At 69.7% G+C, this 19,724-nt stretch carries 20 protein-coding genes; 9 read left to right on the top strand and 11 right to left on the bottom strand.

The window, feature by feature from the left end:
* Positions 1-21 precede the first annotated feature (21 nt).
* Positions 22-984, bottom strand: coding sequence for a PHB depolymerase family esterase (locus CT688_RS07740; protein ID WP_107756423.1), 963 nt, complete (start codon positions 982-984; stop codon positions 22-24).
* 66 nt (positions 985-1,050) lie between these two features.
* On the opposite strand from CT688_RS07740, the gene CT688_RS07735 reads away from it, so the two are divergent.
* Positions 1,051-2,562, top strand: coding sequence for an amidase (locus CT688_RS07735; RefSeq protein WP_107756422.1), 1,512 nt, complete (start codon positions 1,051-1,053; stop codon positions 2,560-2,562).
* 140 nt (positions 2,563-2,702) lie between these two features.
* On the opposite strand, the gene CT688_RS07730 is transcribed toward CT688_RS07735, so the two are convergent.
* Positions 2,703-3,191, bottom strand: a complete 489-nt coding sequence (locus CT688_RS07730; protein ID WP_107756421.1) for a helix-turn-helix domain-containing protein — start codon at positions 3,189-3,191, stop codon at positions 2,703-2,705.
* 35 nt (positions 3,192-3,226) lie between these two features.
* Here CT688_RS07730 and CT688_RS07725 point away from each other — a divergent pair, with 35 nt between their 5' ends.
* Positions 3,227-4,084 (top strand): thioesterase family protein, encoded by an 858-nt coding sequence (locus CT688_RS07725; protein WP_159078000.1) that lies wholly within the window; start codon positions 3,227-3,229, stop codon positions 4,082-4,084.
* Positions 4,085-4,528: 444 nt separating this feature from the next.
* Here the strand turns inward: CT688_RS07725 and CT688_RS07720 are convergent, their stop codons facing one another.
* Positions 4,529-4,909 (bottom strand): SRPBCC family protein, encoded by a 381-nt coding sequence (locus CT688_RS07720; protein ID WP_107758080.1) that lies wholly within the window; start codon positions 4,907-4,909, stop codon positions 4,529-4,531.
* Between the two features lie 74 nt (positions 4,910-4,983).
* Positions 4,984-5,766 (bottom strand): alpha/beta fold hydrolase, encoded by a 783-nt coding sequence (locus CT688_RS07715; RefSeq protein ID WP_107756419.1) that lies wholly within the window; start codon positions 5,764-5,766, stop codon positions 4,984-4,986.
* A gap of 117 nt (positions 5,767-5,883) precedes the next feature.
* Here CT688_RS07715 and CT688_RS07710 point away from each other — a divergent pair, with 117 nt between their 5' ends.
* Positions 5,884-6,375, top strand: a complete 492-nt coding sequence (locus CT688_RS07710; RefSeq protein ID WP_107756418.1) for a DUF309 domain-containing protein — start codon at positions 5,884-5,886, stop codon at positions 6,373-6,375.
* Positions 6,376-6,401: 26 nt separating this feature from the next.
* Here the strand turns inward: CT688_RS07710 and CT688_RS07705 are convergent, their stop codons facing one another.
* The gene (locus tag CT688_RS07705) at positions 6,402-7,280 is read right to left on the bottom strand and encodes a potassium channel family protein (protein ID WP_107756417.1); all 879 of its coding nucleotides are present in this window, start codon (positions 7,278-7,280) and stop codon (positions 6,402-6,404) included.
* Between the two features lie 283 nt (positions 7,281-7,563).
* Between CT688_RS07705 and CT688_RS18065 the strand changes: the two genes are divergently transcribed.
* A complete protein-coding gene (locus CT688_RS18065) occupies positions 7,564-8,517 on the top strand; it encodes a GNAT family N-acetyltransferase (RefSeq protein WP_107758079.1) in 954 nt (317 codons plus the stop codon).
* On the opposite strand, the gene CT688_RS07695 is transcribed toward CT688_RS18065, so the two are convergent.
* Positions 8,495-9,268 carry a thioesterase family protein gene (locus CT688_RS07695; protein WP_107756416.1) on the bottom strand — a complete coding sequence of 258 codons (774 nt, stop codon included), beginning with the start codon at positions 9,266-9,268 and terminating at the stop codon, positions 8,495-8,497. The two genes, CT688_RS18065 and CT688_RS07695, sit on opposite strands and share 23 nt — an antisense overlap.
* 142 nt (positions 9,269-9,410) lie before the next feature.
* On the opposite strand from CT688_RS07695, the gene CT688_RS07690 reads away from it, so the two are divergent.
* Positions 9,411-9,890 carry a MaoC family dehydratase gene (locus tag CT688_RS07690; RefSeq protein WP_107756415.1) on the top strand — a complete coding sequence of 160 codons (480 nt, stop codon included), beginning with the start codon at positions 9,411-9,413 and terminating at the stop codon, positions 9,888-9,890.
* A gap of 28 nt (positions 9,891-9,918) precedes the next feature.
* Here the strand turns inward: CT688_RS07690 and CT688_RS07685 are convergent, their stop codons facing one another.
* A complete protein-coding gene (locus CT688_RS07685; protein WP_107756414.1) occupies positions 9,919-10,398 on the bottom strand; it encodes a nitroreductase family deazaflavin-dependent oxidoreductase in 480 nt (159 codons plus the stop codon).
* 9 nt (positions 10,399-10,407) lie between these two features.
* Positions 10,408-11,748: a class I SAM-dependent methyltransferase gene (locus CT688_RS07680; RefSeq protein ID WP_107756413.1), complete on the bottom strand. Its 1,341-nt coding sequence runs from the start codon at positions 11,746-11,748 to the stop codon at positions 10,408-10,410.
* Positions 11,749-11,973: 225 nt separating this feature from the next.
* Here CT688_RS07680 and CT688_RS07675 point away from each other — a divergent pair, with 225 nt between their 5' ends.
* Positions 11,974-13,398 carry an NAD(P)/FAD-dependent oxidoreductase gene (locus CT688_RS07675; RefSeq protein WP_107756412.1) on the top strand — a complete coding sequence of 475 codons (1,425 nt, stop codon included), beginning with the start codon at positions 11,974-11,976 and terminating at the stop codon, positions 13,396-13,398.
* Between the two features lie 53 nt (positions 13,399-13,451).
* On the opposite strand, the gene CT688_RS07670 is transcribed toward CT688_RS07675, so the two are convergent.
* Positions 13,452-13,868 carry a PaaI family thioesterase gene (locus CT688_RS07670; RefSeq protein WP_107756411.1) on the bottom strand — a complete coding sequence of 139 codons (417 nt, stop codon included), beginning with the start codon at positions 13,866-13,868 and terminating at the stop codon, positions 13,452-13,454.
* Between the two features lie 91 nt (positions 13,869-13,959).
* Complete coding sequence (locus CT688_RS07665; protein WP_107756410.1) at positions 13,960-14,724, bottom strand: hypothetical protein; 765 nt, start codon at positions 14,722-14,724, stop codon at positions 13,960-13,962.
* Between the two features lie 297 nt (positions 14,725-15,021).
* On the opposite strand from CT688_RS07665, the gene gndA reads away from it, so the two are divergent.
* Genes gndA through CT688_RS07650 form a run of 3 tightly spaced genes read left to right on the top strand, consistent with a single transcriptional unit; the run spans position 15,022 to position 18,772 of the window.
* A complete protein-coding gene (gene gndA / locus CT688_RS07660) occupies positions 15,022-16,494 on the top strand; it encodes an NADP-dependent phosphogluconate dehydrogenase (RefSeq protein WP_107756409.1) in 1,473 nt (490 codons plus the stop codon).
* A gap of 47 nt (positions 16,495-16,541) precedes the next feature.
* A complete protein-coding gene (locus CT688_RS07655) occupies positions 16,542-17,792 on the top strand; it encodes a DEAD/DEAH box helicase (RefSeq protein ID WP_231750552.1) in 1,251 nt (416 codons plus the stop codon).
* Positions 17,789-18,772, top strand: coding sequence for a hypothetical protein (locus tag CT688_RS07650; protein ID WP_231750551.1), 984 nt, complete (start codon positions 17,789-17,791; stop codon positions 18,770-18,772). Before CT688_RS07655 ends, CT688_RS07650 begins: the two co-directional genes overlap by 4 nt.
* On the opposite strand, the gene CT688_RS07645 is transcribed toward CT688_RS07650, so the two are convergent.
* Positions 18,729-19,664 (bottom strand): hydrogen peroxide-inducible genes activator, encoded by a 936-nt coding sequence (locus CT688_RS07645; RefSeq protein WP_107756407.1) that lies wholly within the window; start codon positions 19,662-19,664, stop codon positions 18,729-18,731. The genes CT688_RS07650 and CT688_RS07645 overlap by 44 nt on opposite strands.
* Positions 19,665-19,724 lie beyond the last annotated feature (60 nt).

Raw genomic sequence — 19,724 nt, 5'->3', positions numbered from 1 at the left:
GTCCTGGGGAGCCGGGTCCACTCACGCTGGTGCGGGGGAGAAGAACCTCCAGATCTCGCCGGGAGCGTCGTAGCGGGCCCCGCCGTCTCGTCCCCACCTGCCGGACAGCGTGGGGAAGGAGTGGCCGACGCGATCCACCCTCACCAGACGCACCGCAGCGGGCCCCTCCCACGTGATCGTCTCCGCGTCCCCCTCCCGGGTGACCGTCGGGGTGGCGCCGCCGGCGAGGATCCCGTTGTACCGGGCGAACCACTCCGCACCCTCCACGGCGGACATGACCTCGCCCCGGGAAGCCGCGGTGAGTCCCGATCCCACGCGGACCTCACCACCATCGATCGGGTTGATGGGATCCTGTCGCCCCTGCACGAACATGATGGGGACCGGGTCACCCTGCACCTCGCAACCGAGATTGTCCGCGGTCGGGGGATTAGCGGCCACGGCCGCGACCCCGTCGACCAGGTCCGGCGCCTCGAGGGCCAGGCGCATGGCCATGTGACCACCGGAGGAGAATCCCACCGCGTAGACAGGACCGGTCGACCCCACCGACTCGGCAGCCTGTCGCATGAGACCCAGATCGTCGAGGTCCTCGTCCTTGGCGGGCCAGTCTCCCTCGACGCGGCACTCGTTCCAGTTGTTCTGGTGACCGTCGACGTAGACCACCGCGAACCCCTCCTCGTCGGCCAGTTGCTCGAGATCGGGTCCGATCCCGTTGCGGATCCCCGAAGCGGTGTCCCCGGTCCCGTGGATGACCAGGAGGGCGGGGGCCGAGGGATCACCCACCGCGGCCGGCGGACGGTAGACCGTCCACGTCCGGGTCCGCTCGTCCAGCACCGTCGAGTGGCTGGTGAGATTCTGCGACGCGTCCGCCGGGATCGAGGCGGACGGGTCGCGATCGACGGTCCTCGACGCGCAGGCGGCAGTCGTCGTAGCGAGGGCGAGGCACGCCAGAGCCCTGGCCGTTTGGGGGAACACCGAGTGGGTCATCTCTCGAGTGTGCGTGATCTGCCGTTGGCCCGGCCCCCTGGCCGGCCCTGAGTAGACTCTCACCCCATGCGTATCGATGAGTACCGTCGCCACGACGCCCTCGGCCTGGCCGCCCTGGTCCGGTCCGGGGAGGTGACGGCGGGCGAGTTGCTCGAGGTCGCGGTGCAGCAGGCGGACACCGTCAACCCGCACCTCAACGCCATCATCAACCGGATGGACGCCCGGGCCCGCGACCGGGCGACGGAGTCGCTCGACGGACCCTTCGCCGGAGTTCCCTTCCTCATCAAGGATCTGGGCCAGGACTACCGGGGGGTGCCGACCAGCGGCGGATCGCGGCCCCTGTCCCACCTTCCGGCGGCCGAGCACTCGACAGTGGTCCAGCGCTGGCTCGACGCGGGACTCGTCATCTTCGGCAAGACCAACACCCCCGAGTTCGGGGCGAAGGGAATCACCGAACCGGACCTCTTCGGGCCCGCCCGCAACCCGTGGGACACCACCAGGACGCCCGGCGGCTCCTCGGGAGGGTCGGCCGCCGCTGTGGCGGCCGGTGTCGTTCCCGTGGCCGGGGCCAGCGATGGCGGTGGCTCCATCCGCATCCCGGCCGCGTGCTGCGGCCTCGTGGGGCTCAAGCCGGGCCGGGGCCTGGTGCCGATGGGGCCGATGATCGGCGAGGCGATGCACGGTGCGGCGACGCACGGCGTGATCTCGCGCTCCGTCCGCGATTCCGCGGCGATGCTGGATGTCCTGGCCGGTGGCGAGCCGAGCGGACCCTACGTCCCCGGGATGCCCACCGAGGACTTCCTCTCGCAGGTCGGTAGGGAACCGGGTCGGCTGCGGATCGGCGTGTGCACCGCATCCTCGATCAACTCCGACCCCCATCCGGAGGCCTCGGCATCGGTCGAGGCGACCGCACGCACGCTCTCCGATCTGGGCCATGACGTCGAGATGCTCGACGAACAGCCGATCGACGACCTGGCGCTGGCGCGCGACTTCCTCACCACTTGGTTCGTGGTGCTGGCGTGGCAGGTCGACGACGTCAAGCGGCGCACCGGATGCCGGGACGGTGACTTCGAGTTGGACACGCAGATCATGGCGGCCCTGGGCCGAGCACACAGCAGCGTCGACTACGTCGGCACGGTGATGCGCCGACACGAGCACGTGCGGAGATTGTCCGCGTACTTCGAGGGGTACGACCTGCTGGTCACGCCCACGTTGGCCGACCTGCCCCCGCACGTCGGGGCACTGGACACACCACGACCCGCACACCGTGCTGCGACAGTGCTCCTCAGGACCCGGACGGCCGGCCTGCTGCGGTACTCGGGGCTCGTGGAGTCGATGATCAACAACAACCTCAATTGGATCCCGTACACCCAGCTGGCCAACCTCACCGGGCGACCGGCGATCTCGCTACCTCTGCACCGGACCGCTGAGGGCGTGCCGATGGGGGTGCAGTTCATCTCACCACTGGGAGGTGAATCCATGCTCCTGCGCCTCGCCGGACAACTCGAGCAGGCGGTGCCGTGGGATCACCTGCGGGCTCCGGATCTCGCGTCAGGCGGAGCCCCGACGAGTCTCTGAACGTCAGAACCACTCTGGAATCCGGCGACCGCGCGGGCGGACCGTACCGAACACGGAGCCTCTGAGGCGAGGAGTCGGTGCGTCCCGCGAGACGGCACGTGCTGCAGACACCTGCCTGTCGACAAACCAGCGACGTTCGCTCAGGCGCCCTGAGCCGCTGGCACGATCACCGCATCACCCTCGGACCAGCCCGGGCCGTGCCGAAGCGTCAGGTCGCGACCGTACACACGTTCGCCACAGGCACCACACGCGAGATGCGCGTCGAGGACGTGGCCACACGACTCGTGAACCGCTTCGACCGGGGCACCGTTCGGGGCCGCCCAGCGGTCGCCCCACTGTCGAAGCATCTGGAGTGCCGGCCACAGGTCGCGCCCCTTGTCCGTCAGAACGTACTCATGGCGCAGCGGCCGATTCTGATAGGGCACCTGCTCCATCAAGCCATGCTCGACAAGAGTCTCGAGCCGTTGGGCCAAAACGTTGCGAGCGATCCCGAGACGGCCCTGGAACTGCTCGAAGCGCCGCACTCCCATCAAGGCATCACGGAGCACGAGCGGGGTCCACCAGTCTCCGATCACCTCGAGAGTCTGGGCGATCGAGCAGTTCATGTCGGCAAAGCTCGTGCGACGCATGCAGCGATACTAGTGCGTTGCATGAAAGAACGCACTTGCTGTACCCTCAGTTGCATGAAGCAACTGTCGGCCTGGCGGGCACTTTCGGGCCCACCCAGCACAGGGCAGGCCACAGGGTGAATCCCCCCGGCGACACCACCATCGCCGGCGCGCTAGGCGGCGACCGCTCTGACGTGCGGGCCCTTTTCGGCTTCGGGGGAGTGCACGGCGGACTGCTCGCCGCCGCCCTCCTGCGCGCCGCCCGCGGCCCCGGACCGTCGGATCGACTGCCGGTGGAGACGACGACGTACTTCCTGAGGCCCGTGCTCGCCATGCCCGACCTGGAGCGACTCGCAGTCCGGGAAGGAGGAAGGACCACGATCACCTCGGCGTCGGCCACCGTCGACGGCACCCTCGCCGCAACCTCAACAACGGTGTCGTCGACCGCACGGGAACCTTCCACACCCGTTGTGAGCACCGTCGCGCCGGATATCACGCCGCTCGACCTCGCTGAACGATTCGTCATCCCGCCGGAGTTCGTGCCGATCTCCACCAAGATGGAGATCCGGCCTGCTACACCCGGTTTGCCGTACTCGGGCGCGACCGTTCCGGAACTGTGCGCCTGGATCCGCCTGACCGAATCGGTACACGACCCGTTCGAGCGCATCCTAATTCTCGCGGACGCGCTCGCACCGTCGTACGCCGCGATACTCACCGACCTCCGGATGGCACCCTCCGTGCGAATGACCGTGCGGTTCACCCCGGCCGTTGCCAGACTGCCGTTCGACTGGGTGCTGGTGCGCGCCACGACCGCTGAGGCCGGGACCGACGGCTGGCTCGGAGAACACGTGACGATCTGGGCGCCCGATGGAGAGTTGCTAGCAACGTCGACCCAACTGCGCGCCATCCGCTGAAGGGTGCTGTCCGTGAGTCGCGGACATCCTGGGGTGGGCCACACACTCGGGCCGCAATTCGTCACCCGTGACGTTTCACGGCGAGAAGAAGTACCCACTGGGGTCTGCAGTCCGAACCGGCCGAGGGGTTCAACGGTCGGTCGACAGACGGGAACAGCCCTCGCGCCGCCGGGCAACATCAACGCGACGCCCACCGAGGAACACAACGCCCACCGGGGACACGGTGGCGGCGTTGACAGACAGGTGCGCGGGGGTGGCGTGCGCCAGACTTCGGGCCGCTGACGGCGCAGGCAAGCCACCCGACGTACGCCGTGACCGGGGCGAAGCCAGCACTCCGCAGCCGTACGGTGTCCGTACTGGTCAGCTCATTCGCCGATAATCTACATTATGTAAAGCAAGGTGGCGGGATAAGCCATGCCGAATCCACGCCCCCGCCGAGTGATCTCAGAGACCTCGTTCGAGTGAAATCCCCTCGATGCGCGGTAGGGCGAGAGCCAGCACCGGCAGGTATCCCGCCGCCCATGCCGGAGCCCCGAAACTCAGTACGCAGCCACCCGGCACCCGGATCACCTCGTGCCGCGTGGCGTCCACACCGGCCACCTTCCACGACCACCGCTGCCGTTCCACGAAATCGGTGATCTCGAAGCCCAGGGGCAACCCCGCCACGGTCGTGATCGTCCCCCGCGCACCTGCCGTCAGGGTGCCGCCGCCGCCGACCCGTGCCGCGGAGATGGTGGGCCCCCATCGTGGCCAGCTCTGCACATCGGTGATGACCGACCAGACGGTCTCCGGGTCCACGGTCATCCGCAGCTCGGTCGTCCACATGCCGCGACGAAACCCGGCGCGGACCCTGAGCATCGAGCTGAGATCCTTCACCGATTGCAGGGGGCGCATCTCGGTCAGCTGGTCCCGTCGAGGATCAGGCGAATCGCCTCCTGAGGCGCATCCCATTGCGGGAAGTGCCCGCACCGGTCGAACCAGTGCAGGGTCGCATCGGGAAATGCACGGGCGGCCCTGTGGGCCTGGGCCGGGAGCGTCACCAGGTCTCGACGCCCCCACCCGATGGTGACCCGTCCCGGGACCGTTCCCGCGGGTGCTCCCCGCTGCTTCGGCCCCTTCGTCAGCGCGTCCATCGCCGCGCCCGTCGCCGGCGCGTCGGCCAATCCGGCCACGTCGGGCAGGACCGTCTGCGCCGCCAGAGCCCAGGGGCGCACGGAGAGTTGCGCCAGCAAGGCGGTGCGGCTCACCGGATTGCCCAGGAGTACCGGGAGCGCTCCCCGCACGGCACCGACCAGGGCGATCGACGGCCGCAGGGTGGCGCTGAACAACGCCAGCTCGCGGTCATTCCAGAAGCCGCCCGGATCCAACGCCACGGTGTCCCCACCGACGCCGCGCCGGGCGAGTTCGAGCACGATCCGTCCACCCATCGACTGCCCCGCGGTGGACACCCCGTCCAGACCCGACTCCTCGATGAACCGGGCGACCGAGTCGGCCAACGCGGCTATGGTGAGCTCGCCCTCCAGCGGTGGAGACTCGCCGAATCCCGGCAGGTCGAGAGCGATCACCTCGCGACTCGCCGCCAGCTCATCGATGACGGGCTGCCACGATCGCCACCCCGCGCCGAGGCCGTGTACGAGCAGCAACGGCCTGCCCTGTCCACGCCGGACATGATTCAAGGTCATGCGAAAAGCCTACGGAGTGTTCGGGAGGCGTGGTGTTCCCGGAACCACGACGACCACCGGAATCGATCGAGGACCCAGAGGTGGCAGGCCGGCCGCGACAGATGGGACGATGAGCCCATGCGCACTCCGGATGGCCTCGACCGTGACCGGGACGAGAACGGACGCGCGCGGAACGCTCGTCCCCGGGACGAACTCGGCCGGCCGCTGCCGCCCGGAAGCGTCGGGGTCGAGCGCATCCCCGAAGACCTGGATCTGCCGCCCGCCGACTCGCTGGCCTGGGCGCAGGAGCTCCTCGACCGCGGCCTCGCCTTCCACGCCCACGAGGTGCTGGAGGGCGCGTGGAAGAGCTCCCCCGCTGACGAGCGCGAGCTCTGGCGGGGACTGGCCCAGGTCGCGGTCGGCATCACCCACATCCAGCGTGGCAACACCCGCGGCGCCCGCGCGCTTCTCGAGCGGGCGGCCGCCAGCATCGGTAGCCAGGACGACCCGGCGCCCCACGGAATCGACGCGGCGGGACTGGTCGCCCACGCGCACGAGCTCATGGCCGAACTCAGCCGAGGCGCAGACCTCGCCCCCCACCAGCTGAGACCGCGTCTGAGGGCCCGCTGACGTCCCCGGTGGAGCCTCGTCGCCGTTCAGCTGCGGGCGGCTCGCCAATGATCTCCGGCGTACGCATCGAAGACCTCGCGGACGTCGGGATCCTGGCCCGCGTCGACGAAGTCCCCCAGGGACTCCGCGAGGCGGTCCAGCGAGGTCGACAATGCGCGCGCCCCGACACGCGACTCCGGATCACCGGACTCCGTGGCGGCATCGCGCAGATCCACCGCATGAGCCACCTGACGGGACAGCGACTGGTGCGGATTGCCGTCCTGGAAGTAATAGGTCTCCGAGTGTTGTGACAGGTCCACGGTGACGGCGTTGATCTCCGCTGCGAGGTCCTCCGCCGCCCGGGCGATCGTGACCGGGGACAGTTCTCGAACCGCCTCCGCGTAACCGGCCTCCGCCAGGCCGTGGAGACGTAGGGCCAGCGCTCTCCGTCGTGTGAGCGGCGGGTAGACCTGCATGAACCATGTGAGGGATGCTGTCAGCAGAGCGAACCCGGTCAGCGCCTCCACCGGCGCCAGGACACGGAGCACGGGGTCGGTGGCCACCACGTCGCCGAACCCCAGGGTGGCCAGTGTCACGAGGGAGATGTAGAGCGCCTCGGCGACGACCGGGTAGCGGCCGGCGTCGATGCCGGAGGAATAGTCGAACCCCTCAGGGACGCGCGGCAGATAGATCAGCGCCCATCCCACTGCCTGCAGCAGAACCCAGACCAGAACGGTGCCGACCATCCCGGCCGGACCCACCGTCGAACCCAGGCGGTGCCCACAGCGCCGCGACACCGCCCACATCGCGGAGAACACCATCGTGCTGAGCGTCGCTTCCCCGCGAGGATTCATCAGGGCGCGGAACACGTCTCTCAGTCCGATCGCGATGATCCCCGCGCCGATGACGGTCGCCGCGATCCCCATTGATCCTCTCCCGTCAGTTCACGCCGCGTCGTCGCCGCGCGCTGTGCTCGGACACTCTCCCCTTCTCATGACGGGGAGCCGATCGCGGATCGCAACCTCCCCACGGTGCCCCGATGGCTGCGATGGTGCTGCGCGTGGATTCCTCTCGCAACCGGAGGGCCCGGTCCGAGGGGCGGTGGACGTGACGGGCGAGTCCACGCTCGACACCGGCGCGGGAGGACACACGTCCGACCTGTTGCCTGGATCCTGTGCGCGCGACCCCGCCGTGACCAACACTGTCGGTATGCGCACGAGACACGTCAGCACCGTGATCCACCGCTCCCCGGCGGAGGTCTACGTCGTCGCCTCGGATCACACGACACTCGCCTCCTGGGCGTCGGGCCTGGCCACCGCGGAGGCAGCCGTCGACGGTGACAGCCTGATAGTCGACTCCCCGATGGGGAGAGTGACCGTGCGGTTCGTCCCGAAGAACGACTTCGGAATCCTGGACCACGAGGTCACCCTCCCCGACGGGAACACGGTCTACAACCCGCTCCGCGTCGTGCCCCACCCGGACGGTGCGGAGGTGATCATGTCCGTCCGTCAGCTCACCGACGACGACGACGCGTTCGAGCATGACGCCGCCACCGTGGCGGCCGACCTCAACCGGCTCAAGGGACTCCTCGAGGCGGATCGCCCTCCGCTCCCCTCGTCCGCGCCTGGTCTGGCCCTGCCCGCGGACATCCGCGTGGCCGGGCCCTCGGACGCGGCGTCCCTGGGGCGGCTGCTCCACGCCTTCAACACCGAGTTCGACTGCCCCACCCCGAGCCCCGCCGAGGCGGCGGGGCGCTTCGAACGCCTCCTGGGACGTGAGGACGTCCTCGCCGTCGTCGCGCGACTCACCCACGGCCGCGAAGCCGGGACCGACGTGGGTTTCGCGTTCCTCACCCTTCGCCCGACCCCCTACTGGGACGGTCCCCTCGCGCAGCTCGAGGACCTCTACGTCCGTCCGGACCTCCGGGCGGCCGGTGTCGGAACCGCGATGCTGGACCGTTCGGTCTCCGAGGCCCGTCGGCGGGGGTGCGAGGAGATGCTCATCAACGTGGACGCTGACGACCTCGGTGCCCGCCGGTTCTATGAGCGTCACGGCTTCTCGGACGTCGATCCGGACACCGGATCCGGAATGCGGTGCTATCTGCGCGGACTGAGGGCCGTGGGCGGGTCGCCCGGTGAGGTCAGGTCACCGGTCTCACGGTGAGAGTCTGCGCGAGCGTGCCCATCGGCCCCGATTCGTCGTGCAGAACGCTCGCGGTGAGTCCGAGACCGCCCGGGCCGAAACCCACCCGGGTGTCGAACCCGACCCAGTCCCCGCGCGGTTCACGCAGGAGGTGGGCGGTGAGATCGATATTGGGGAACTGAACATCCGACGGATCGGCACGGATCGCCATTCCGTTGGCGATGTCGAACAGCGTGGCCGCCCCGGCCAGAGCGCCCACCGGCTCCCCTGCGACGAGCGGGACGCCGGTGCGCACCCAGTACCGGGCCCGTCCCGGCCCGACCGAGTCCCGGCGGACGTCCGCGGACGCCAGGTAGCCGCCCTGCCAGACCGAGGTGGGGTCCCACTGCTCCATGGCGGACGGCCCCGGGATCGGGTCGAACCCGGCGCCCTGGAGTCCCGTGGTGTCCCTCGGCTGCTGAAACCAGGCGCGCAGGCGGACCCCCACGCGATCCTCGAGACCATAGCTCGCCTCCACGAGCTCGATGGTGCGTCCCGGTCTGATCACCTGCACGTCCACCGCCACCGGGTCCATGGGCACGGTGCCGAGGATCTCGTAGGTCAACCGCGAGAGCACCATGGGGTCGTCCCGCCGACGCCGCAGGTCACGCTCCACCTCATGCACGAGCAGCCCGAATGACGGGCCGATATGCTGCACCGCCGGGTCCCATGCCCCGGTGGTGTGCGAGGTCGGGCGGAACCGCTGGTCGCCGAGTCGCTCGAAGTACGCCACGCCCGCCTCCCATCGGGTGAACTGTCATTAACTGATTACCACGCGAGGAGGAGTCCGGCCGCGAATCGGCACCCGTCGTCACCCGCGTGCGGTTGACTCTCCACTGCACTCACGAGCCCGTTTCCGCGACCAGGAGTCCCACATGACCGCCGAGCAGTACGACACTTTTGACACACCTCTCCACGACAGGTACCTCGAGGACTACCGGGAAGGTCGGATCTACCGCTTCGGCGAGGAGTCGGTGGACGCCGAGGAGATCGTGGAGTTCGCCCGCAGGTACGACCCGCAGAGCATCCACACCGATCCCGAGGCGGCCGCAGACGGCCCCTTCGGCGGACTGATCGCGAGCGGTTGGCAGACGGCCGCACTCATGATGCGACTGTTCGCCGACAACTATCTCACCGCCGTCGCGAGCCTGGCCTCACCCGGGATCGACGAACTGCGCTGGGTCCGCCCCCTGCGTCCCGGCGACACGCTGACCCTGATCTGCGAGACGACCGGCGTCCGCCCCTCCAGGAGCAAGCCGGACCGGGGAGTGCTCACCACGGATGTGACGCTGGTCAATCAGGACGGCGATCCGGTCCTGACGGCGACGGCGCTCAACATGGTCGCCCGGCGATGACCGGGACCCCGATCCGAACCGGTGACGGTCAGAGCCGGGGGGTCAGGTGGAAGATCGGCAGCTGCCTGCTCGTGCGGGTGGCGTAGATCTCGTAGTTCGGCCACACCTTCACCGCGGCGTCCCAGGCCGAGGCCCGCTCGGCCTCCGACACCTCTCTCACGTCCACGATGAGCCTGGCGCCGTAGACCGATACGGCGACCTCCCCTTCCCTCGCCGCACGGAGGTTGTACACCCACGCCGGCGTCTTCTCGCCGCCCCAGTTGGAGCCGACGATCACCAGTCCGTTGCGCCACGACGCACACAGCAGTGGCGTATCCCGCACCTCTCCGGTCTTACGCCCCGGGACATGCAGTGTGAGAGTGGGCAGTCCCGCCACCCGGAGGAGCGGGACACGCCCGCCGGACACCCTGTTCATCCACTTGTCGACCGTCACGACGAGATGGGAGTTCTCGCGCGTGGCGTCCTGACGACCGAACCAGATCGCGACCGGGGTGAGGAAGTTGCTCATGAACGAACCCTAGGACCTCGGCGTCCCCTCCCGACGATTCAGGGTGGTTTCGGCCGTGGCGACCACCTGGACGGACTCGAGCCACCCCCGTCGCAACCCGGCCTCCAGCGCCGCGAGGTGGAACGCCCACATCCGGCGGTAGACGGCGTCGAATCCCAGAGCCGCCGCATCCCGCCCCCGGAGCGCGAACGTCTCGGACCACAACCTCACCGTCTCGGCATGGTGGGCCGTCGCCTCGATCCGACCGAGCAGGCGCAACCGCGGAGAGCGCTCCACGGCCGCGGCCAGTTCGGCCCAGGACACCACCGGGCCCGCGTCGGAGACGTACCGCGAACCCCATGCGGCGAGTTCGACGACCGCCGGCCTGGGGCGCTCCGCGGACACCACTCCCGCGATCGCGAGCCTGCCGCCACCCACCAACAGCCGCTCGGCCGTGTCCAGCACCTCCAGGTAACCGGCCACACCAGCGGTGACCCCGGGGTCGACCGCGACCACTGCGTCGACACCCCCCCGCGCGTCCGCCGGCCCCCCCAGGAAGAGGGTGATCTCGTCGCGGAGCCCCGCCGCGGCGAATCTCGATCCGAGCGCGGACAATCGCTCGGTCGAGGCGGTCATCGTCCGCACGTGCGCGCCACGCTCGGCGGCCCGCATCGGCAACTCACCCCACCCGGGCGTGACGACAAGGGCGCGGGAGCCGGCGCCGACCCCCGCCAGGGTGAGCAGGGTGTCGACTGATCGACGCTGGGCGTCGCCCAGGTCGTTGCGCCGGGGAGGCGATGCCGGGGCCTCGAGGTGGACCACGTCGGTTCCGTCGTCCAGCCGTACCCGGGTCCGCGCTCCGGAGGCGAACACCGCACCCGCCGTCGACATCGTCTCGTCGGTGTAGAGGGACGTGAGGGCACCGGGAACGGAATCCTCGAGCTCCACCACCACCGGTCCACCCCGCCTACGCCCCCCGCCGGGGGTCCCGCGACCGTCGCGCCCGAAAGCACGTTCACCCGGGTGGGCGCAGTCGGGGTTCCCGGCGATCCACGGCGCGAGGATCCCGATCACCGCGCCGAGGTCGGTGGTCGTCCACTCACCGGCCATGTACGACTCGCCCAGACCGAGGACACCGGCCGAGGCGAGCCGCGCCCAGAACGGCTCGGGATCCCGGAGGAGCACCCGGGCCGGGGCGTCGTACTCCCCCGCCGCCGTCGAGTCCGGGTAGTCGATCCTCAGGCCGATTTCCCTGGTCGACCGCCTCAGCGCCTGCGCGACCTCCACCGCGGACTGGCCGCCGGGTCCCGAGGGCGCCTCGAGTGCGGGCCAACGGTCCAGGTCGACGGTCTGCGGTTCGAGTCTGACCACCGGGTCCCTCCTCAGGGGTGTCGTCAGTGGGACGGTACCGCCGCACGTCGCCCTGGCGGGTCAGGCGCGACGGGGGGATCGTTCACCGCGGCGAGCCCGCCACGTGTGCACCGACGTGCGCATACCACTACCCTGAGGAGTCGTCCCCGCGCGCGACCCGCCGAGGACGCCGATCGGGGAGCCCCCGCGCTCACCGCGACAGCCTCACCTTCACCAGGAGCCGCCATGACCGAGCCCGCACACGACCAGGTCACCGCCACCGCACCGGCCGGACGCCGGCACCGCGTCGTCATCATCGGCTCCGGCTTCGGTGGGCTCTTCGCAGCCCAGCAGCTCAAGAAGGCCGATGTGGACGTCACCCTGGTCGCGAAGACCGGGCATCATCTCTTCCAGCCGCTTCTCTACCAGGTCGCGACCGGCATCCTGTCCGTGGGCGAGATCGCCCCGCCCACGCGGCTCATCCTGCGCGATCAGAAGAACGTCACCTGCATCCTCGGCGACGTCACCAGGATCGACGTCGCCTCGAAGACCGTCTTCGCCTCCGCAGGCCACATCAGATTCGACCTCGGGTACGACAGCCTGATCGTGGCCGCCGGGGCCAATCAGTCGTACTTCGGCAATGACCACTTCGAGCGGTGGGCGCCCGGCATGAAGACCGTGGACGACGCGCTCGAGCTGCGCAGTCGGATCCTCGGATGCTTCGAGCAGGCGGAGGTCACCGAGGACGAGGAGGAGCGCCGCCGCCTGTTGACGTTCATCATCGTGGGTGCGGGACCGACCGGTGTCGAGATGGCCGGGCAGGTCGCCGAGCTGGCCCAGCACACCTTGAAGAACACGTTCCGCCGTATCGACCCCGCCTCCGCCCGGGTGATCCTCCTGGACGCGGCCCCCGCCGTCCTCCCGCCGTTCGGCAACAAGCTCGGCAACGCGGCTCGCGCACGGCTGGAGAAGATGGGCGTCGAGATCCAGCTCAACGCCATGGTGACCGACGTCGACCAGCTCGGGATCGAGGTCAAGGATCCGGACGGTTCGGTCCGCAGGATCGACGCCACCTGCAAGATCTGGTCCGCCGGCGTCCAGGCCAGCACCCTCGGCAAGATGCTCGCCGACCAGACGGAGGCGGAGATCGATCGCGCGGGCCGCGTCCTGGTACAGAAGGATCTCTCGTTGCCCGGCCACCCCGAGATCTTCGTGGTCGGTGACATGATGAGTCTCGACAAACTCCCCGGAGTCGCACAGGTCGCGATCCAGGGCGGCAAGTACGCCGCGAAGCAGATCGCGGCCGAGGTCGAGAAGGGCCGGTCCCCCGCCGAACGCCCGCCGTTCAAGTACTTCGACAAGGGTTCAATGGCCACCATCTCCCGCTACAGCGCGGTGGTGAAGATGGGAAGGCTGGAGATCTCCGGTTTCATCGCCTGGGTCATGTGGCTCGTGGTGCACCTCGCGTACCTCATCGGCTTCAAGAACCGCCTGACCACCATGTTGTCCTGGGGGATGAACATGGGCGGTGACCACCGCTCCCAGCTGACGTCCACCCAACAGTGGGTCTACGGCCGACAGGCGATCGAGCGGGTCGCGGCACACGAGAAGGCCCGGTCGGCGGAGGAGGACCGGGACCGGGCGGTGGAGACCACATCGATCAGTGAGTGACGCCACGCGCCCGGCGGCATCCTGCCGGGCGCGTGTCCGGGCTCCGGCGCCGCCTACTGGAGGTTCGCGAGCCGGACCTGACCCACGGCGGCGGTCCGGCCGTCGTCACCGGTGATCTCCACCCGCCACAGTTGCTGGGTGCGGCCGCGGTGCACGGGGGTGCCGGTGGCCGTGAGGGTGCCCTCGGTGACCGCCCGCAGGAAGTCGGTCGAGTTGTTGACCCCGACCACCTTGCCCTCGTTACCGAGCCACACGGCGCCCGCCACACTCGCGACCTCCTCGGCGATGGCGCAGTAGACGCCGCCGTGGACGATCCCGTAGGGCTGGAGCAGGTGCGGTCCGACCGCCACCGACACCACCACCCTGTCCGGGGTGATCTCGAGGTAGTCCATCCCGATCCCGCCACCGAAGCCCGCACCGGCCCCGGCCCGGATCATCGTGATGAACTCGTTGTCGACCGTCTCGGACATCGGACCTCTTTCTCCCGACCCGGGCGATCCGGGCGACTCAGGCACCGACGCTACCGCGCCTTCGCCCCCGTCGCGTGGAGTCGGAAGGGGCTCAGCGGACCGAGCGCCAGCCCCGGTCGCGAACGGGGATCGGTCCCGCCCCGGGCGTTCGCGGGAGCGCGCTGCGCTTGCGGACCGCGAGACCCGAGTCGTGGAGCGCCTGCAGGACGAACTGGCCGCGGCGGTACCCGGTCTCGGCACTCGAGTCGGCGAAGGTCGGAACGATGGTCGCGGCACCCAGCACGCACTCCCCGACCACCGACCAGAGGGTCTCGACGCTGCAGTTGCTCACACGGGCGAGGCCGTCGAACACCGGCCCCAGGGTCATCCGCGAACGACAGGCCAACCACTGCGCGAGCGCCTGTTCGCACGGCAGGACCACGGTCCCCGGACAACCCGCCTTCGGGTCGTCGCCCAGGACCCGCAACGTGGTGTCGCGGACACCCGCCCAGTCGAGTCCCCCCTCGATGTCGGTACGGACCGCGAGGTTCTCCGCTCCGGTGTCCCACACGCGGCCGATGGTGACGAAGCTCGCGACCGCGCGACCGATCACCCCGTGGGCGAACGCATCCGCGACCAGATAGGTCGAGAAGCGGATGTCCCCGGACTCCGCGAAGTAGTCGCGGAACATCGTCTCGACCCGCCCGCTGTCCACGGCTCGGTCCAGAGGAACCCACCGACGGCGGGACTGTGTACCGAGATCCGCGATCGAATAGAACTTCGGGTATCCCGGCCTGAAACCCGCGAGCACCTCGACTGTGTCGTCGAACACCGTGCACGAACCCACCGCCTGTGTGGGCAGCATGGAACTGGTCATGTCTGCTGCTTCCCCCTCGATGATCACTTCCCGTTCAGGGCCAACCACCCACCGGTGCCGGTCCGCGGCGCGTTTCCCCCCGTTCCGCGGGTAGACCGGTGTCCAGGCCCGGTAATAAGTGTTACAACAGGCCACCTCCTGTATCCAAGGTTTTTCTGTCCGCTGCGGGAATCAGTGCACTCAGTGCACCACTGATATGTCAGCAAGCAATCGGGGTCCAGCGCCCCCCCGGCAATGCCCCGATCTCTCATCGACGCAGGTCCATCGCTCGGCGGCCCGTGGACTAGTCTGGGACGCATGAGTACTGAGCGCGAGGATGCGCAGCCGACCTCAGACACCAACGGCACCGCCGACATCGGAGTCACCGGACTCGCCGTGATGGGCTCGAACATCGCCCGTAACTTCGCCCGCCACGGGTATACGGTCGCCGTCCACAACCGCTCCGCCGGGAAGACCGACGCCCTCCTCGAGGAGCACGGCGGAGACGGCGATTTCGTCCGCACCGAGACGATCCAGGAGTTCGCGGCCGCCCTGCGGTCCCCGCGGCGAGCGCTCGTGATGGTTCAGGCCGGTGGACCCACCGACGCGGTGATCGAGGCCCTCGCCGACGCGTTCGACGAGGGCGACATCATCATCGACGGCGGCAACTCCCTCTACACCGACACCATCCGCCGGGAGAAGGCGATGGCCGAGCGGGGGATCCGATTCATCGGCGCCGGGATCTCCGGCGGTGAGGAGGGCGCACTCGAGGGCCCGTCGATCATGCCGGGTGGACCGGCCTCGAGTTACGAGGTGGTCGGGCCGATGTTGGAGGACATCTCCGCGAAGGTGGACGGGACCCCGTGCTGCACCCACATCGGCGAGGACGGCTCCGGCCACTTCGTGAAGATGGTGCACAACGGGATCGAGTACTCGGACATGCAGCTCATCGGGGAGGCGTATCACCTCCTCCGCGGTGTGGCCGGCATCGAGCCGGCGGCCATGGCCGACGTGTTCCGCGAGTGGAACATCGGCGAGCTCGACTCCTACCTCATCGAGATCACCGCGGAGGTGCTGGCCCAGGTGGACGCCGAGACCGGGGCGCCGTTGGTCGACGTGATCGTCGACCGCGCGGGACAGAAGGGGACCGGCCGCTGGACGGTCAAGTCCGCTCTCGACCTGGGAGTGCCTGTGACAGGCATCGCGGAGGCGGTCTTCGCGCGCGCCCTGTCCAGTTCGGTTCCGCAGCGCGAGGCGGGCCGGGCACTGCCTTCAGGTGCCGTGTCGAGCCCGCGCGAGACCGGCGCCGAGTTCATCGAGGACGTCCGACGGGCGCTGTATGCGTCGAAGGTCATCGCCTACGCCCAGGGTTTCGACCAGATCACCGCCGCCACCGCTGAGTACGGGTGGGATGTCGCGCGGGGCGATCTGGCCACGATCTGGCGCGGGGGGTGCATCATCCGCGCCACCTTCCTCGACCGCATCCGTGAGGCATACGCCGAGAACGCCGACCTCCCCACACTGCTGGCGGCCCCGTACTTCGCCGAGGCGCTCGCCGACTGCGTCGACAGCTGGCGGCGCGTCGTCACCACGGCGGTCTCCGCGGGGATCCCGGCGCCCGGATTCTCCGCCGCACTGGCCTACTACGACGGGCTCAGGACCGAGCGACTTCCCGCCGCACTCATCCAGGGTCAGCGCGACTTCTTCGGGGCCCACACCTACCTGCGGACCGACCGGGAGGGTAGCTTCCACACTCTGTGGAGCGGCGATCGTACGGAGGTGCGGGCCTGACCGGCTCGGCTCGGACAGATCTGGGCCGCCTTCTCGCCGAGTTCGGCGTGTCGGTCCCGCTCAGACACGCCGTCTCCACCCTTGTCGACGGTGCCGCGAGCGCCATCCAGGCCGTCGCGCTCGAGGACGCGGTGGCCGGCCGAGATCTCCTCGCGGTCGCTCCGACCGGCTCCGGCAAGACCCTGGTGTTCGCCGTCGCCGTGGCGCATCGTCTGGCCGGGGCCCCGAGCCTGCCCGGTCGCCCGCGTGCCGTCGTGGTCGCGCCGACCCGCGAGCTGGCGGTGCAGAACGCTGAGGTACTCGCCGAGGTCGGTGCGGGCGCGGGCCTCCGCGTGGCCACGTTCGTCGGCGGTCAGCCCCTGTCCAAGGATCGCCGGACCCTGGTGGCGCCGGTCGACATCGCGGTGGGAACCCCGGGTCGCCTCACCGATCTGATCCGGACCGGAGCCATTTCCACCTCGGACGTCCGGGTCCTCGTCCTGGACGAGGCGGATCATCTGTTGGGGCAGTCCTTCGGCGAACAGACGGCGGTTCTGCTCGCCGACTGCGATGACGCGACCCTATTGTCGACCACGGCCACGGCGGACCCCGGGGTCGAGGACGCCCTGCGACGCCGGCGACCGGGGCTGTGCATCCACCGGGTGGACTCCCCCACCCACCCCTCACCGGGACCCGTCGCCGCGGCGGGAGCACCCCGACGACTGATCGTCGTCTCCGCACCCGATCCCGACTCCTACGCGGTCGATCTGGCCGCCCGGTGCCGACGGGCACTGTTCTTCGTCACCCGCCGAGACGCGGTCGAGCAGTTGCGCGCGTCGATCGCCGCCACCGGCGTCCCCGCGGCCGGAGTGGCGGGTTCCGCCTCCCCCACCAGGCGCGCCGGTGCATTCGCCGATCTCGCCTCGGGCAACGTCCGGGTCCTGGTGAGCACCGACCTCGCCGGGCGCGGACTCGACCTCGACCGGATCGGCCACGTCATCCACGTCGGCCCGCCGCATTCCGTCGAAGATCTCGTCCACCGCTCAGGCCGCACCGGGCGGGGGGACGACACCGCCGGGGTGGTGGCGGCGGTGGTCAGACCGTCCGAGGTCGCCAGGATCAGTGCGCTCGCGCGCGAGGTGGGCATGATCGTCGAGGTCGTCGACCCCACCGGACCACGCGCCGATGCTCTGCTCGACGACCTCTTCGGGCCGGAGATCACGCCACCCCGGCGCCGGCGGGAACCCGCTCCCCCGGCGCGGTCCCGACGGCCGGCCCGGTCCCGGGTGCACCGCCCCAAGAAGAAGCCACGTACGTGACCGGGAGCGGTCGCACACCCGACGTCGTACTCCTGCCCGAGGCCCTCTGGCGCGCGCTGGAATTCCGGCATACCGGGGCCGTGGATTCGGTGACCGGAGATCACCTCGAGCGACGACGACGAGGTGAGCCCCACCCGGTCGCGGACTTCCTCTTCACCTACTACCGGACGAGCGTCGCCACCGTCCGTCGCTGGCACCCCGGCCCCGGCATCATCCTGGAGAACGCCCACCTGACCGAGCGGGTCGACTGGCGCCACTACGAGCGGGCCTCACTCCACGGCCGGACCGGTCTGATCGTAAACCCCGAATCCGTCCTGGCCCGCTGCGCCCCGCGGATCGCGCGAGCACGCGCGATCGTCGAGGCCACCGCCTCGAGGCCCGGTGCCATGGGGTGCTTCGGTCTCCACGAATGGGCCATGCTCTACCGCAGTGGAGACGACGACGTCCGCCACCGCCAGATCCCTCTACGGGTGCCGCACTCGCGCATCGATGAGGTCGTCGAGGAATCCCGGCTGCGTTGCACACACTTCGACGCACTTCGGTTCTTCGCCGAGCCGGCCGTCCCCCTCAACCAGCACGCGCTCTCCCGCGAGGCGCAGGTCCGAAACGAGCAGCCGGCCTGTCTGCACTCCGGCATGGATCTCTACTCGCACGTCGCGGCCATGGAGGCCGGTGCGCCTGGCGAGCTCCTGCGGGACTCGCTGGTCGCCGCATTCGACGCCCGCGAGGTCGACATGAGGTCCTCCCCGTATGACCTCTCCGCCTGGGGACTGGATCCGATCCCGGTGGAGTCGCCCGAGGGCCGTGCGATGTTCGTCGCCCACCAGCGTGCGTGGGTACGACGGACACAGGCGCTACGGGCCCGCTTCCTGAAGGCGGTCCGGCGCCTGGAGTCGTCGAGACCGGACCCGTCGGTCGACAGCGACGGACGACCCGTCAGGCGGGAACCGCACCGAACAGCCGCTGGGCGACCCCGGTGATCACGCTGCCGAGTTCGGTGTAGGCGTCGTCGTCGGCGGTTGCCGTTCGGAGCACCAGGCCCATCGTCCGGCCGGGGGCGGGCTCGCGGAACCTGGCCACTCCGAGTCCTGGGTCGCGGCTCTCGGACACCACTGCGGACTCCGGAACGATCATCACCCCGAGTCCCCCCGCGACGCATCTCACCGCGGTGGTCAGGGACGCCGCGCGCGACCCGCCGCGGCCCAGGATCGGAGCCGAGACCCGCCGACACAGGTCCACCGTCTGGTCGCGCAGGCAGTGCCCCTCGTCGAGCATGAGGAGGGGCAGATCCACGAGCGCCTCCAATGAGAGGTCCTCCCGCCCGTCGAGCGGGTGGCCGGCCGGGACGAGGAGCGCGAACGGCTCGGTGTACAGCGGCATGCCCGCCGCGCCCGCCGCGTCTGTCGGCAGGGCCATGATCGCCACGTCGAGCGCACCCGATCGCAGCTGCTCGAGCAGTCGCGCGGTCTGGTCCTCGACGATCCGCGGCCGCAGATCCGGGAAGCGGTCGGTAAGAGCGGGAAGAAGCCCCGGCAGCAGGTACGGGGCGGCCGTGGGGATCACACCGATCCGGACGTCCCCCGACATCGGGCCGCCGCTGCCCGCGGCGATGTCGGCCACGGCGTCCATCGCACCCACCGCCGCCCGCGCGAACGGGAGGAGTTGGTGCCCGACCGGTGTGACGAGCACGGTCCTGGTGCTGCGTTCGACCAGATGGACGCGCAACCCCTCCTCCAGTGTCGCGAGGGCCTGGGAGAGGGAGGGTTGACTCATTCCCAACTCCTCAGCTGCACTTCGGAAGTGAAGGCGTTCCGCGACGGCGAGGAACACCCTGAGCTGTGTCACGCTCGGAACGAACCGCTGATTGGCCATGTCGATGAGTGTAGAGCGATCGATAGCCCGCCGTCGATGATTATTTGCTCCCCCCTATAA

This window comes from Dietzia sp. JS16-p6b, assembly GCF_003052165.1.
Lineage (GTDB): Bacteria > Actinomycetota > Actinomycetes > Mycobacteriales > Mycobacteriaceae > Dietzia.
This window is presented reverse-complemented; position numbering and strand designations above follow the sequence as displayed.

Coding starts and splice junctions, on each gene's coding strand:
- CT688_RS07740 (WP_107756423.1), bottom strand. CDS start 984: ATGACCCACTCGGTGTTCCCCCAAACGGCCAGGGCTCTGGCGTGCCTC.
- CT688_RS07735 (WP_107756422.1), top strand. CDS start 1,051: ATGCGTATCGATGAGTACCGTCGCCACGACGCCCTCGGCCTGGCCGCC.
- CT688_RS07730 (WP_107756421.1), bottom strand. CDS start 3,191: ATGCGTCGCACGAGCTTTGCCGACATGAACTGCTCGATCGCCCAGACT.
- CT688_RS07720 (WP_107758080.1), bottom strand. CDS start 4,909: ATGTGGACGACCGAGCTGCGGATGACCGTGGACCCGGAGACCGTCTGG.
- CT688_RS07715 (WP_107756419.1), bottom strand. CDS start 5,766: ATGACCTTGAATCATGTCCGGCGTGGACAGGGCAGGCCGTTGCTGCTC.
- CT688_RS07710 (WP_107756418.1), top strand. CDS start 5,884: ATGCGCACTCCGGATGGCCTCGACCGTGACCGGGACGAGAACGGACGC.
- CT688_RS07705 (WP_107756417.1), bottom strand. CDS start 7,280: ATGGGGATCGCGGCGACCGTCATCGGCGCGGGGATCATCGCGATCGGA.
- CT688_RS18065 (WP_107758079.1), top strand. CDS start 7,564: ATGCGCACGAGACACGTCAGCACCGTGATCCACCGCTCCCCGGCGGAG.
- CT688_RS07690 (WP_107756415.1), top strand. CDS start 9,411: ATGACCGCCGAGCAGTACGACACTTTTGACACACCTCTCCACGACAGG.
- CT688_RS07685 (WP_107756414.1), bottom strand. CDS start 10,398: ATGAGCAACTTCCTCACCCCGGTCGCGATCTGGTTCGGTCGTCAGGAC.
- CT688_RS07675 (WP_107756412.1), top strand. CDS start 11,974: ATGACCGAGCCCGCACACGACCAGGTCACCGCCACCGCACCGGCCGGA.
- CT688_RS07670 (WP_107756411.1), bottom strand. CDS start 13,868: ATGTCCGAGACGGTCGACAACGAGTTCATCACGATGATCCGGGCCGGG.
- CT688_RS07665 (WP_107756410.1), bottom strand. CDS start 14,724: ATGACCAGTTCCATGCTGCCCACACAGGCGGTGGGTTCGTGCACGGTG.
- gndA (WP_107756409.1), top strand. CDS start 15,022: ATGAGTACTGAGCGCGAGGATGCGCAGCCGACCTCAGACACCAACGGC.
- CT688_RS07645 (WP_107756407.1), bottom strand. CDS start 19,664: ATGGCCAATCAGCGGTTCGTTCCGAGCGTGACACAGCTCAGGGTGTTC.